The 14,342-nt window shown below is 36.9% G+C and carries 14 protein-coding genes, 1 tRNA gene, 1 other RNA gene and 1 other annotated feature; of the genes, 5 read left to right on the forward strand and 11 right to left on the reverse strand.

Annotated elements, in window-relative coordinates; all coding sequences use genetic code 11:
- Positions 1-288: 288 nt before the first annotated feature.
- The 7 genes from H9655_RS21995 to tadA all read right to left on the reverse strand — a co-directional run bounded on the left by H9655_RS21995 (position 289) and on the right by tadA (position 4,656).
- Positions 289-552 (reverse strand): pro-sigmaK processing inhibitor BofA family protein, encoded by a 264-nt coding sequence (locus H9655_RS21995; RefSeq protein WP_191817370.1) that lies wholly within the window; start codon positions 550-552, stop codon positions 289-291.
- Between the two features lie 85 nt (positions 553-637).
- Positions 638-856: a YaaL family protein gene (locus H9655_RS22000; RefSeq protein ID WP_191817371.1), complete on the reverse strand. Its 219-nt coding sequence runs from the start codon at positions 854-856 to the stop codon at positions 638-640.
- A gap of 15 nt (positions 857-871) precedes the next feature.
- Positions 872-1,468 carry a recombination mediator RecR gene (gene recR / locus H9655_RS22005; protein WP_191817372.1) on the reverse strand — a complete coding sequence of 199 codons (597 nt, stop codon included), beginning with the start codon at positions 1,466-1,468 and terminating at the stop codon, positions 872-874.
- A 163-nt stretch (positions 1,469-1,631) separates the two neighbouring features.
- The gene (locus tag H9655_RS22010; protein ID WP_404826127.1) at positions 1,632-1,955 is read right to left on the reverse strand and encodes a YbaB/EbfC family nucleoid-associated protein; all 324 of its coding nucleotides are present in this window, start codon (positions 1,953-1,955) and stop codon (positions 1,632-1,634) included.
- A gap of 21 nt (positions 1,956-1,976) precedes the next feature.
- Complete coding sequence (gene dnaX / locus H9655_RS22015) at positions 1,977-3,674, reverse strand: DNA polymerase III subunit gamma/tau (protein WP_191817374.1); 1,698 nt, start codon at positions 3,672-3,674, stop codon at positions 1,977-1,979.
- 131 nt (positions 3,675-3,805) lie between these two features.
- Positions 3,806-4,071, reverse strand: an RNA gene (ffs, locus tag H9655_RS22020) — signal recognition particle sRNA large type.
- 78 nt (positions 4,072-4,149) lie between these two features.
- Complete coding sequence (gene tadA, locus H9655_RS22025) at positions 4,150-4,656, reverse strand: tRNA adenosine(34) deaminase TadA (RefSeq protein ID WP_191817375.1); 507 nt, start codon at positions 4,654-4,656, stop codon at positions 4,150-4,152.
- A 154-nt stretch (positions 4,657-4,810) separates the two neighbouring features.
- Here tadA and H9655_RS22030 point away from each other — a divergent pair, with 154 nt between their 5' ends.
- From H9655_RS22030 to H9655_RS22045, 4 genes are all read left to right on the forward strand, one after another.
- Positions 4,811-5,350, forward strand: a complete 540-nt coding sequence (locus tag H9655_RS22030) for an isochorismatase family cysteine hydrolase (RefSeq protein WP_225230817.1) — start codon at positions 4,811-4,813, stop codon at positions 5,348-5,350.
- A gap of 107 nt (positions 5,351-5,457) precedes the next feature.
- Positions 5,458-6,741: a glycoside hydrolase family 18 protein gene (locus H9655_RS22035; RefSeq protein ID WP_191817376.1), complete on the forward strand. Its 1,284-nt coding sequence runs from the start codon at positions 5,458-5,460 to the stop codon at positions 6,739-6,741.
- Positions 6,742-6,835: 94 nt separating this feature from the next.
- On the forward strand, positions 6,836-7,477 hold the full coding sequence (locus H9655_RS22040) for a deoxynucleoside kinase (RefSeq protein WP_191817377.1): 642 nt from the start codon (positions 6,836-6,838) through the stop codon (positions 7,475-7,477).
- Complete coding sequence (locus H9655_RS22045) at positions 7,474-8,127, forward strand: deoxynucleoside kinase (protein ID WP_191817378.1); 654 nt, start codon at positions 7,474-7,476, stop codon at positions 8,125-8,127. Before H9655_RS22040 ends, H9655_RS22045 begins: the two co-directional genes overlap by 4 nt.
- Positions 8,128-8,245: 118 nt before the next feature.
- On the opposite strand, the gene H9655_RS22050 is transcribed toward H9655_RS22045, so the two are convergent.
- From H9655_RS22050 to guaB, 4 genes are all read right to left on the reverse strand, one after another.
- Positions 8,246-8,338 (reverse strand) — tRNA-Ser (locus H9655_RS22050).
- A 106-nt stretch (positions 8,339-8,444) separates the two neighbouring features.
- Complete coding sequence (gene serS, locus H9655_RS22055) at positions 8,445-9,731, reverse strand: serine--tRNA ligase (protein WP_191817379.1); 1,287 nt, start codon at positions 9,729-9,731, stop codon at positions 8,445-8,447.
- A 52-nt stretch (positions 9,732-9,783) separates the two neighbouring features.
- Positions 9,784-10,009 (reverse strand) — a binding site (T-box leader).
- A gap of 62 nt (positions 10,010-10,071) precedes the next feature.
- Entirely contained in the window at positions 10,072-11,373 is a 1,302-nt protein-coding gene (locus H9655_RS22060; protein WP_191817383.1) for a D-alanyl-D-alanine carboxypeptidase family protein, read from the reverse strand.
- A 287-nt stretch (positions 11,374-11,660) separates the two neighbouring features.
- Positions 11,661-13,124, reverse strand: a complete 1,464-nt coding sequence (guaB, locus tag H9655_RS22065) for an IMP dehydrogenase (RefSeq protein WP_191817380.1) — start codon at positions 13,122-13,124, stop codon at positions 11,661-11,663.
- Positions 13,125-13,237: 113 nt separating this feature from the next.
- Between guaB and H9655_RS22070 the strand changes: the two genes are divergently transcribed.
- Positions 13,238-14,209 (forward strand): YaaC family protein, encoded by a 972-nt coding sequence (locus H9655_RS22070; protein ID WP_191817381.1) that lies wholly within the window; start codon positions 13,238-13,240, stop codon positions 14,207-14,209.
- Positions 14,210-14,342: the final 133 nt, after the last annotated feature.

Raw genomic sequence — 14,342 nt, forward strand, 5'->3', positions numbered from 1 at the left:
CTGATAAATCAGCTTTTTTAGAATTACGCTTGACGTTTTATGTTCGTTCAGTTTTCAAAGAACAATCTCATTCGCTTTAGAAGCGACTTTATTAATATATCATCCTACGCATTTTATGTCAATGCTTTTTTAAAAAGTTTTTTTAAAAGTTTTTAAAGGATGATGCGTCGTTGTGACGACTCTTAATATATTATCAGCATTATATTAATATGTCAACAATATTTTAAAAGAAAAAATCAGTTACTAGAAATACGTAACTGATTAGCTATTTCATTCATGCTTTGACGGTTATATGACATACATTTGGATGGCCACTAGTGAGCATATACCCGGCACACCTAATATCCCACTAACAGCTACAGTAGCTATATTAATAGGTAAATGAATGCCAAATTGATTTCCTACTGTATTTAGTACAAATAATAATAGTGCACCAATTATTATCTTTATAAAGCCTTGTCCAATCCACTTAATTGGTCGAAACGAGGCACCTGCTACTAATAGAAAGAGAATGAGAATACCTAACCCTGAGATAATCCAAACTGGCTCCAAATAAAAAACCCCCTCTATTTAAGGAAACTTGTACAACCAATGTATGAACAAGCACCTAAAAAAAGACCTTGAGGAGGTATAAAAATTAATATCGAACACTAACGTTTCTTTTCTTTGCTTCCTTGAACAAATAAAAGTATTTTGCCTCAGCAAGCTTAGCTTCACTAATTGCTTCTGCTGAAGGATCAAAACTTTTTTCAATTAAAGATTTTTGATTCTTCCATTCTTCTTTTAATTCTTTTAACTGCCCTAATAACTTCTCATCATATTCCTTACGAAGCCATTCTTTTTTACGAAAGAACATCGCATACACCTCTCACTATACTTCTCTTCTTCCCTCTAAAGCTTTTGAAAGTGTTACTTCATCGGCATATTCAAGGTCTCCTCCTACTGGTAATCCGTGAGCTATGCGACTCGCCTTAATACCAGAAGGTTTAATGAGACGAGAAATATACATTGCTGTCGCCTCGCCCTCAATATTAGGATTGGTTGCCAAGATAACTTCTTGGATAGTTTCATCCTGTAATCGTTTTAACAAATCGGGAATATTAATATCTTCTGGTCCGATACCATCCATCGGTGAAATAGCACCATGCAAAACATGGTATAAACCATTAAATTCCTTCATTTTTTCCATGGCGATAACGTCTTTAGGGTCTTGCACAACACATATGACTGATCGATCTCTCCTCTGGTCCTCACATATATAACAAGGATCCTGATCTGTAATATGACCACACACAGAACAATAAGATAGATTTCTCTTTGCATTCACTAATGCCTTAGCAAAATCTAGTACAGTGTCTTCTTTCATACTTAATACAAAAAAAGCTAACCGAGCGGCTGTTTTCGGTCCGATTCCTGGAAGCTTCATAAAACTATCAATCAGTTTTGATATCGGTTCAGGATAATGCATATCTGTCTCCCCCTCTTTCATCAAAGACGAGAGCATTTGACCGAGAGGCGTTTAACAACAAACTCTTTCTCATATAACTCTTCTCTTTGACTCCTAGTCTAATAGTGAATGCTTTAAAAAACGCCGCTCAAAAAAACCAGCGGCGCTCTTTTCGTTATCCGTATTAAAACATCCCTGGCAAGTTCATACCTTTTGTGAATTGCCCCATTGTATTATTGGTTAATTCATCACATTTTTTAATCGCATCATTTGTTGCTGCTAAAACTAAATCTTGAAGCATTTCGATATCTTCAGGATCAACGACTTCCTCTTTAATATTGACTTCTAAAACTTCTTTATGACCAGAGATAACAACAGTGACCATACCACCGCCAGCTGTTCCTTCAATTCTTTCTTCTCCTAATTCCTCTTGCGCTTGCGCCATTTTCTTTTGCATTTTTTGCATTTGCTTCATCATATTTTGCATATTACCCATACCACGCATAATTCCTTACCTCCTAATATTTATTTAATCTTTAATTTCAATAAGATCTTCACCAAATAATTTCATTGCCTCAGATACAACAGGATCTTCTTCTTCATTCCCCATATCCTCTGCTGTATCATCTCCATTCGCCTTTTGATACTGAAGAAACGATTGGCGAATGGACTGCCATTGTTCATCTGGTAAACCTAAGACCTGAAACCTCTTTCCGCTTAAATCAAACAAAGATTGCGTTAGAGTTTCAATAAATTTATGATTCTCCATCGCCATTTGACAATGAATTTCATATTTGAATTTGATAATAAAAACTTGATCAGATGCAGCAACAGGCTCCGCTTCGTTTAGTAATGCTGCTTGTGAGCGCATTTGATTGTGTACGAGACGTTCTAACATTTCACCCCAATGACTTTTGACCATCATTAAGTCCTGTTTTGTTGCCTGCTTCAACACTTCATTTATTCGGCCAACAGGTGCTTGATATCCTTTTTTAGATACACGCTGTGGCTTTTTCGCTTGAGGTGCTACCGATTCTTCTGAGACTTTAACACCTTGCGCTTTTATTTGTGATAACTCTTTTTCTAATTGATCAATCCGTGTAATTAATGGCTGAACATCTTCCGCACTTTGCCCCTTAATCTGTTCTTGCTGACAAAGTTTCACAATCGCTACTTCTAAAAATATTCTTGGATGGTTCGTCCAGCGCATTTCTTGCTGTGTTTTATTTAATTGCTCGATCAAATGATAAATTTGCTCTTGTGACACCTTTTCTGCTAATTCTATGAATGTTTCCTCTAAAAGAACCCTTTCCATTGATTCTTCAAGATTAGGTGCTGCTTTATATAATAGCATATCTCTATAATAAAGAATAAAATCTTCTACAAATCGAGTGGGATCTTTTCCTTGAAAAAGAAGTTCACCTAATATTTCTAAGCCGTTAGCGGCATCGTGATTAACGATAGCTGTGGCTAACTGATTAAGAAAACCTTGTGAAACAGCACCTGTAACAGCTAGAGCATCATCAACTGTTACAATCTCATCACTAAATGAAATTGCTTGATCCAATAAACTCAAGGCATCACGCATACCGCCTTCAGCAGCTCTGGCAATAATTTGTAGTGCTTGGGAATCACAATTAACACCACTTTCATCTATAATCATTTGCATACGATTCACAATCGATGTCGCAGTTATCCTTTTAAAATCAAACCGTTGACACCTAGAAATGATTGTCAGTGGAATTTTATGTGGCTCTGTCGTTGCTAATATAAAAATAACATGTTGGGGTGGTTCTTCTAATGTTTTTAGGAGCGCATTGAATGCTCCCATTGACAACATATGCACCTCATCAACAATATACACTTTATATTTAACCGCACTTGGTGCATATTTTACTTTATCTCTTATATCTCTAATCTCTTCTACGCCATTATTAGATGCGGCATCAATTTCAATGACATCGGGTATGGACCCATCAGTAATCCCTTTGCACGCATCACATTCATTACATGGTTCATTAATGGGCGCTCTTTCACAGTTTACAGCCTTTGCTAAAATTTTCGCCGCACTTGTTTTACCGGTTCCTCTTGGTCCAGTAAAAAGATACGCATGCGATATTTTTTCTTGAAGCAGGGCGTTTTGCAATGTTTTTGTTACATGCTCTTGCCCTACTACATCAAGAAATGTTTGTGGGCGCCATACACGATACAATGCTTGATAACTCAATTGGCACGCCCCCTTCTTTTAGTGTCGTATTTATTATAACGTATCTATTTTCTATTTTACAAAAAAGGATAGGAAAAAAACAAAAAACTCATTCAAGAAGAATGAGTTTTATTATTATATGTATATAACTGCCGTGCACCTATCTTCGACTGACGCCCATAAGCGTTACTTTAGCAGTTAGCTCAGCTCAGGCAACCCTGCGGCACATGAGAGAGTCCACTTAATGCTGCTTCCTTCCGGACCTGACATGGTTCATGGGTTCCCATTGCGCAGGACCCAAGCGTCAACACCACTTACTAAAGGCAGACCCTACAGGACATCAGCCTCAGAATAGGAATTCAGTCTCGCTAGAGCGGATTGCGAGTACAGGACACCGCTACCTTCCCACCTAGCACGGCAAAATTGATACCAATATTTAAGTTGCGTCATTTCGACGCATATTCAGTATACTGTTTTTAAACTAAAATTGCAATGCTTAACATTCCTCTTGCTTCTTTTGTTCTTTTAAAAGCTTCTTTTCAGCCTTTTTTCTAGCTCGTAATTCTGAAAAAAACGTGGATAACAGTTCCCCACATTCTTCACCCATTACTCCAGCAACCACCTCACACTGATGATTAAACCTTGAATCTTCTAGCAAATTCATTAACGTCCCGCAACATCCACCTTTTGGATCAGTTGCACCGTAAACGACCCGTTTCACTCGTGAAAGGACAATAGAGCCCGCGCACATCGGACAAGGCTCAAGTGTAACATAAAGGGTTGTGTCCTCTAATCGCCATGTACCGAGCTGCCCACACGCTTCTTCAATCGCAAGTAATTCTGCATGCGCAGTCGCTTTTTGTGCTGTTTCCCGTAAATTATACCCACGGGCAATAATTTGCCCATCCAAAACAATGACAGCACCAATTGGAACTTCATTAATCGCTCTTGCTTTTTCTGCCTCTTTTATCGCTTCTAACATAAATTGTTCATCTATACTCATTTACTTCATTCCTTTAAATACCATAGCGTTTCTTTCAGTGTAATTCTCTTTGCTTTTACAAACAATAAAAAAACGTAAAAACTTACCTTTTCATCTTAGCAGGTAACGTTTGAAATTCCTTATATCTTTTCTAATTAAAAGGGGTTGATTTTGATTGAATATAACAACCGAAAAGAAAACGGCATTAATTATTATTGACATGATTAATGATTTTCAATTTAAACATGGCAAAGTACTGGCTAAAAAAGCATTAAAAATGACCACAAGCATTAATCTTATTAGAACGCACTTTCATCAACACAAGTTACCAGTCATCTATATTAATGACCATTACAAGCTCTGGAAAGCTGATATTGAAGAGATAATGGCCTACTGCAACAATCCCATAAGTGCACCAATCCTCCAAACAATCAAACCATCAAGTGAGGATTACTTTCTAATCAAACCGAAACATTCCGCATTTTACGGAACAGCACTTCATACACTCTTAAATCAATTAGCCATTGATAAGCTAATAATGGTTGGTTTGGCAGGAAACATTTGTGTGCTTTTCTCTGCAAACGATGCTTATATGAGAGAGTATAAATTACATATACCCGCTAACTGCATTGCTTCTAATGATGACCACGATAACGAGAACGCTTTAATTATGATGAAAGATGTATTGAAAGCAAATATTGATCCATTACCATGAATGTATCATGTATTAGCCACTCCCTTCATAAGTTATTTATAGTGTAATTAAATCATTCACTTTGAATGCCTGTATTTCTATAATGAAACATTTAGGGAGGGTTTTACTTGCAAATACATGTGGTAAGACAGAATGATTCGTTAAGTGGTATAGCGATGGCCTATAGCACAACCACACAAGATTTAATCGATGCTAATGAATTACAGAATCCTAATCAACTTGTGATCGGTCAAACGCTTGTGATTCCAATCATTGGTAGCTTCTATTGGGTACAGCCTGGCGATACACTCTATTTAATTGCCCAACGATATGGGCTCACAGTAGAAGAGCTTGTGAATATTAATCAAATCTCACAAACAAATCCCTTAAGGGTTGGTCTACGCTTATACATTCCCGAACGTCCAAAAACTTCTGCCGAAATAAATGCCTATGTTGAGCCTAGAGGAGACACCGTATCGGAAAACTTAATAGAAGCTTCAAGAGGTGCAGCACCCCATCTTACTTATTTAGCACCATTTAACTTTCAAGCACTAAGAGATGGTTCGTTGCAAGAACCGCCTTTAGATGAATTACCTGCTATCGCTGAACAAAATCAAAATGTCCTCATGATGGTCATATCTAATCAAGAAAATGCACAATTTAGTGATGAGCTAGCAAGTATACTTCTCAACGATCAAAACATTCAAAACACATTCCTCGACAATATTGTTGCAACAGCAAAAAAATACAACTTCCAAGATATCCATTTTGATTTTGAGTTCATTCGACCAGAAGATAAAGAAGCTTATAACCAATTCCTAATAAAAGCACGCGATCGCTTCCACCAAGAAGGCTGGCTCATATCAACGGCTCTTGCCCCTAAAACAAGCGCCGATCAAAAAGGGAAATGGTATGAAGGCCACGATTATAAAGCACATGGTGAAATTGTCGACTTTGTCATCATCATGACATATGAATGGGGATATAGTGGAGGGCCTGCTATGGCCGTTTCACCTATCGGACCCGTGAGAGATGTCCTTGAATATGCAATAACAGAAATTCCGCCTGATAAAATTATGATGGGGCAAAATTTATACGGCTATGATTGGACGCTTCCTTTTGTTCAAGGAACGATGGCACGTGCTATTAGTCCACAACAAGCTATACAGATTGCATTAGAAAATAATGTGGCAATTCAATATGATCAAGAAGCACAAGCACCCTTCTTTTTATACACAGACAACGAAGGAAAAAGACATGAAGTTTGGTTTGAAGATGCCCGTTCCATTCAAGCGAAATTTGATTTATTGAAAGAATTAAGGTTAAGAGGTGTAAGCTACTGGAAACTTGGTTTAGACTTTCCACAAAACTGGCTCCTCATTGATGAAAATTTCAATGTCGTAAAGCGTTAAATCTATTTTAATCTCCTGTCTATTTTTTCATTCTTCATAGAGGTCTGACCTGTGTTAAAATGGAAGTTATGCTAGTTTAGGGGGAGACAAATAGATGAATCAAGTACCTTTTATTACAGTGGAAGGGCCGATTGGCGTAGGTAAGACCACGCTAGCCACAGCCCTTTCCACTCATTTTAACTACCATCTATTAAAAGAAATCGTCGATGAGAATCCATTTCTCGGAAAGTTTTACGAGAATATCGATGAGTGGAGTTTTCAAACAGAAATGTTTTTCTTATGTAATCGATATAAACAGCTCAAGGATATAAAGGACCGTTATATTGCGAATGATAAGCCTGTCGTAGCTGATTATCATATTTTTAAAAACTTGATTTTTGCTAGTAAATCTCTTGAAGCACCTGAATATGAAAAATATGAAGAAATTTATCATATTTTAACGGACGATATGCCGAGACCAAATATCATTATTTATTTGCGGGCAAGCCTAGATACTTTACTAAAAAGAATTGAAAAGCGTGGACGCGAAATCGAAAAGAATATAAGTCCTCTCTATCTTGAACAATTATCCATTGATTACGATCTAAAAATGCAGACATTTGAAAAACAGCATCCGGATATCCCTATCCTTCACCTTGACGCGGATCAATTGGATTTTGTTCATAATAAGAATGATCTGCAATACATTATTGATACGTTAACAACGAGTATACAAACAAGGAGTACTAAAGCATGAATAGAAATAACTACGGCATACCCAATAACGCAATCATCACTGTAGCAGGAACGGTCGGTGTCGGAAAATCAACAATGACCAATTATTTAGCAGAAGCACTTAATTTCCGCACCTCTTTTGAAAAAGTCGATACAAATCCGTATTTAGACAAGTTTTATGCCGACTTTGAAAGATGGAGTTTTCATTTACAAATTTATTTTCTCGCTGAAAGGTTTAAAGAACAAAAGCGGATGTTCGAATATGGTGGTGGATTCATTCAAGATCGCTCTATTTATGAAGATACTGGCATTTTTGCTAAAATGCATTATGAAAAAGGAACGATGTCACCAGTTGATTATGAAACCTATACCAGCCTATTCGAAGCGATGGTCATGACACCCTATTTCCCGCACCCTGATATTTTAATTTATTTAGAAGGCTCCCTAGAGGATATACTAGCGCGTATTAAAGAACGTGGACGCCCAATGGAACAACAAACCTCGATTGACTATTGGAAAGAGATGCACGGGCGCTACGAAACCTGGATTGATCAATTTAGTGCTTGTCCTATTTTACGACTCAATATTAATGAATATGATCTTGTTTCTAATCCAACAGACATCGATCAAGTGCTCGAAAAAATTGGCCATACATTAAAACAAACAATATAAAATATTCGCCTGTACATGAATCGTACAGGCTGTTTTTTTGTCGAGAAATAAAAAAAGTCGCTACTATAAAGTAGCGACTCATATCTCCAATTAATTATGCGCATGTTAAAAGTTATAATGGCGGAGGAAGAGGGATTCGAACCCCCGCGGGCTTTAACACCCCTGTCGGTTTTCAAGACCGATCCCTTCAGCCGGACTTGGGTATTCCTCCGTTTCGACAAGAAATAATATATCATCTATTTAAATAGAAGTCAAGAGAAGTTTGCATATTTTTTAAAAATAGGATCCGTCCTAAAGAACAGATCCTATCGTCTACCTTAATTTGCTGGTTTTATCACTTCTTTGTTCCCCATATAAGGGCGAAGTACTTCTGGAATAACGACACTACCATCAGCTTGTTGATAATTCTCTAATATCGCAGCGACTGTACGTCCCACTGCTAATCCAGAGCCATTTAATGTATGAACATTCTCTGGCTTACCTTTAGCATCACGGCGGAAGCGAATATTGGCACGTCTCGCTTGGAAAGCTTCAAAGTTACTACAAGAAGAAATTTCTCGATAATTATCGTAGCTAGGCATCCATACTTCAATATCGTATTTCTTCGCAGCTGTGAATCCTAAATCAGCCGTGCACATACTCATGACGCGATAAGGTAAACCCAGTAGTTGTAAAACTTTTTCTGCATTCTTCGTTAATTTCTCTAACTCATTATAAGAATCTTCTGGTTTAACAAACTTCACAAGCTCAACCTTATTAAACTGATGCTGACGAATAAGACCTCTCGTATCACGGCCAGCGGATCCAGCTTCAGAACGGAAGCACGCACTAAATGCAGCATAATTAATTGGTAATTGATCCGCACTTAAAATTTCATCACGATGCATATTCGTAATCGGTACCTCTGCCGTTGGGATAAGGAAATAATCTTCACTCTCAATTAAAAAAGCATCTTCTTCAAATTTTGGTAATTGCCCTGTACCAGTCATACTTGCACGATTAACCATATATGGTGGTAGCACTTCTTCGTATCCATGTTCTTCTGTATGAAGATCCAACATAAAATTATACAATGCGCGCTCTAATCTAGCACCTAATCCTTTATAAAAAACAAAACGACTACCTGTTACTTTTCCTGCTCGTTCAAAATCTAAAATACCAAGATCAGTCGCTATATCCCAATGCGGTTTAAATTCAAAATCAAAGCCCTTTACTTCCCCCCATTGCCAAGCTAAGACGTTGTCATCTTCTGTCTCACCAACTGGTACACTTTCATGTGGGATATTTGGAATGCTGAGTAAGATAAGCTCTAGTTCAGCTTCTACTTCACGTAACTCATGGTCCAAATCTTTAATTTGGTCGCCCACTTGTCTCATTTCAGCAATTAAATGGTCCGCATCCTTTTTCTCTCGTTTCAAAGCAGCCACTTGCTGTGATACTTCATTTCTTTTGCTTTTGAGCTCTTCCGTTTTCACAAGTAATTCTCGGCGTTTTACATCCAAGTCTTCAAACTTCTCAAGATCAGAAATATCTTCCCCACGGTGTTTTTCTAGTTTTTCTTTCACTTCAGCAAAATTCGCTCTTAAATATTTGATATCTAACATTGCCTTTCCCTCCATATTCAAATTTGTGAAAACAAAAAACTCCCGTCCCCAATAAAGGGACGAGAGTTACCCGCGTTGCCACCCTAGTTAAAAGTATAAACCATACTTTTCACTTTAAATCTTTAACGAGGTTTACCCGAGAGCTTTTACTTACAAAAAATGTGTTCCAAGCTCTACGCAAAGGATGGATTCTCAAGTGCTTTTGTCTGGTTTGCACCAACCACCAGCTCTCTTTGGCAAAAGTATACTTGATACTAATTCCTTCTTTATGCTTTCTTTTATTTAACTTATTAGTAATTCATAATTTACTATAATTATAAGCCAAATGCAACTACATTATTCAAGAAAACCAACCTTTAACAGTAGATGCGACACTGTCCCAAACATCGCCAAAGAATCCACCAACACCACGCATAGATAAAACGAACCAGTTAGCCTTTTCAATCGTTTCAGAAGCGATGACATCAACTCTTGCTTCGTTTGAATTTAAAAATTCAATCACATTGCCATCTTTATCTTCAACCGTTAAATAACCAACAACATCCCCTTTTTTTACAGGAGCTGTTAATTGTCCTTGATCATTTAATAAATCTTCATTGACCACAAGCTTTGGTTGATAATTCTCTTCTTCACCGTTTTTAACAGTTAATGTAATAGCCTCTTTTGATTCAATCGCTACTGCATTTTCTTTCCCTTTTTCGACAGCTAGCTTTTCTTTATCTTTCACTTGATAGCCAGCAGGAACAATTTCTTTTTTGTCGAAATTAGAGAATGCGTAATCAAACATTTTCTTTGTTTCGTCGAATCTAGCTTGATTATAGCCAGAATCACCGCCGCCCTTAGCATTCATAACAACGGTTATATATCTTTTGCCATCACGTTCTGCTGTTCCTGTAAAAGAAGAACCAGCAAAATCAGTTGTTCCCGTCTTTAAGCCGTCTACTCCTTCATATCCGTAGACAAGCCCAGGTAACATCCAGTTCCAGTTTTCCATTTTGATACTATCTTCAGTACCTTCTCTAAAAACTTTCTTAGGAATACTAGCTGTTTCTAATACTTGAGGAAAATCAGTGAGAAGCGCAGTTGCTAGTTTAGCTGTCGCTCTAGCAGACATGACATTTTCTTCGTCTTCATTACCTATCGTATGGTTACCTTTTAAATCGCTGTTATTTAAACCAGAAGAATTGACGAATTTATAATCCTCTAAACCTAATTCCTCTGCTTTTTCATTCATTATTTTCACAAAATTCTTTTCAGAACCAGCAATTGTCTCTGCAATGGCAATTGTAGCCCCATTAGCAGAATAGATGGTCATCGCTTCATATAACTCCTGAATGCTGTACGTCCCATCTCTTCTTAAAGGAACATTTGAAAGTGATGTGTCATGTGAAACCTTCCAAACATATTCACTTACTGAATATTGTTGATCCCATGATATTCTACCTTCATCAACTGCTTCTAATAAGAGGTACTCAGTCATCATTTTTGACATACTTGCGATACCAAGTACTTTATCAATGTTTTTCCCGTATAAAACCCTACCTGTCTCTGCATCTACTAGAATAGCTGCATCTGCATTAATATTAAGTATGTCTTCTTCTGCACTTGCTTTATGTACATTAGGAAGAATGCCTAACACCATAATCAACGCCAAGAAACTTGCAACAATTTTACGATATCCTTTTCTACTCAATTCCAAAGCCCTCCAACTTTTTTTTCAGCTTTTGTTATTTTATCATAAGATGTCCTTCATGGATACAAACAACCTTTTCCTAATCTTGGCGTTTTCATGAACAACCCTTTTCTTTTTCTATTCCTTAGGTCATTACTCCTGAGAAAAACATTGTCCATTATGCTTACGATGACGAAAGGTAGAACTCTTTTCAAGCAAAAAAAATAAGAGGGGCTACCCTCTTACTTTTTTAAAAATTATAGTGAATAGTTTGGTGCTTCCTTCGTAATTTGGATATCATGTGGGTGACTTTCTTTAAGGCCCGCACCTGTCATACGAATAAACTGTGCATTTTCTCTTAAGAATTCTAAATTTGCTGCCCCGCAGTAACCCATACCAGAGCGAACGCCACCAACTAACTGATAAATCGTATCTGCTAATGAACCTTTATATGGAATACGTCCTTCAATGCCTTCTGGAACGAATTTCTTATTATCTTCTTGGAAGTAACGATCTTTTGATCCTTTTTCCATAGAAGTAACAGATCCCATCCCACGATAGACTTTAAATTGACGTCCTTGGAAAATTTCTGTTTCCCCTGGACTTTCAGATACACCTGCTAACATGCTTCCGAGCATAACAGCATGTCCACCAGAAGCTAATGCTTTCACGATATCTCCTGAATATTTAATCCCACCATCAGCGATAATCGCTTTACCATGTTTACGTGCTTCTGTTGCACAATCATACACCGCTGTAATTTGAGGTACGCCAACACCTGCTACGACACGTGTTGTACAAATAGATCCAGGTCCAATACCAACCTTTACAACATCAGCCCCAGCTTCAAACAATGCACGTGTCCCTTCAGCAGTGGCTACATTACCTGCTACAACTGTTAGTTCAGGGTATTTCTCCTTAATTTCTTTTACTGTATTAATAACGCCAGCTGAGTGGCCGTGAGCCGTATCGACTACGACTACATCAACTTGAGCTTTAACAAGTAACTCTAATCTTTTCATTGTATCTTTTGTTATACCAATTGCTGCACCAGCAAGTAAACGCCCTTGATTATCTTTCGCTGAGTTAGGGAACTCAATCACTTTTTCAATATCTTTAATAGTAATAAGTCCTTTTAAAACACCATTATCATCAACAAGAGGTAATTTCTCGATTTTATACTTTTGCAGAATTTTTTCTGCTTCTTGTAGCGTTGTTCCTACTGAAGCAGTTACTAAGTTTTCTTTCGTCATTACATCAGAGATCTTGATAGAGAAATCTTGAATAAAACGAAGGTCACGGTTTGTAATAATACCAACAAGTTTTTGCTCGTCCAGATTATTTACAATTGGAACACCTGATATACGATATTTACCCATTAAATGTTCAGCATCATACACTTGTTGTTCGGGAGTAAGGAAAAACGGATCAGAAATAACGCCACTCTCAGAGCGTTTTACTTTATCAACTAAATCTGCCTGTTGCTCAATGGACATATTTTTGTGGATAATACCTAATCCACCTTGACGTGCCATTGCAATAGCCATTTCAGCTTCAGTTACTGTATCCATCCCAGCACTGATTATTGGAACATTCAACTTTACCTTATCAGACAGTCTCACCGACAAATCGACATCTTTCGGCAATACCTCAGATTTAGCAGGTACAAGTAGTACATCATCAAAAGTTAAACCTTCTTTTTCAAATTTAGTTTCCCACATTTTTTTGACCTCCTGAACATGAAAATATTATTAGTAGGTTATCAATTGGACAAAATACTGTCAAGGACACTGCTATAAGTTGGATTTTTCAGATTATTTGGAGGTAGTATATTTTGAGGTATTCTTACGACAATTGGCAATCATATTTACCTTTTTTTTCAACAGAAACAACCAAGACATATTTAGAAAAAAGTTATCAAAAGGAAGGTATTGAACAAGCATCGCAAAAGAGTTTTGAAAATACTTATCCATTTATTTATTACATTGAACACGGTAAGGTTTACTATGAACAAGCCGCAACTGCCCCATTAATCATTAAGCCTATTCTCTATTTCTACGGTTTAGTTCATCTCATAAAGGCATGTATTTTAACTATTGATCCACTTTATCCAGATACGACTTCCGTACTGGCTCATGGTGTTTCAACAAGAAAAAAGAAAAAGCAACAATACCTTTTTTTAAAAGATGAAGTGAAACTACAAAAGAGTGGTTTATTTCCATATATGGCAGAAAAAATGTTTCATATGAAACATCTAGAGGGCGATAAATTTTATATGGTTGATTTATTAAGACAAATCCCAGAGATGGAAATAATGTTTCAGTCTATCCAAAAGGAACAAACATTTATTGACATAAAAAAAGAAGAAGATGGCTACCATGTACCAATAACAATTCTTAATCATTATCATATGACTGAATCGAGATTTTCTACTTTTCTTTCCGAAAAACTACAAGTAGATGAAGCGGATATTCACTATACGAAGAAACATATAAAATTCCCTCACAACAAAGAGATCAATCGTTTAAAATATAATATTGTAAATAAAAATTATTCATTACCTATCGAAAGAAGTCCGTTAAATGATTATCCAGAATTATTTTCCCATTACTTATTACTCTATAATTTAAGCATGATTGCAAGATATGAAACAGAATGGTGGAATGAATGCATTAAGCTAATGACCAATAATGATTATCCATTTATCCATCAATTCCTCGATTTGACGGAACGGAAAAGTCCTTTTCTTATTTATGAATTTCTTCATTCAAGAAAAGTTCATTGCCAAGGAAATAAAAAGGGATAGTTAGTTTACAGTGAAAATAAAAATTAAAAAAAATCACAAAAAAAGAGCACATACACAATATGTGCTCTTTCATCTTGCCCGGCAACGTCCTACTCTCACAAGGGGACAGCCCCTAACTACCATCGGCGCTGAG

Origin of the sequence: Cytobacillus stercorigallinarum, from assembly GCF_014836495.1 — a bacterium.
Taxonomy (GTDB): domain Bacteria; phylum Bacillota; class Bacilli; order Bacillales; family Cytobacillaceae; genus Cytobacillus; species Cytobacillus stercorigallinarum.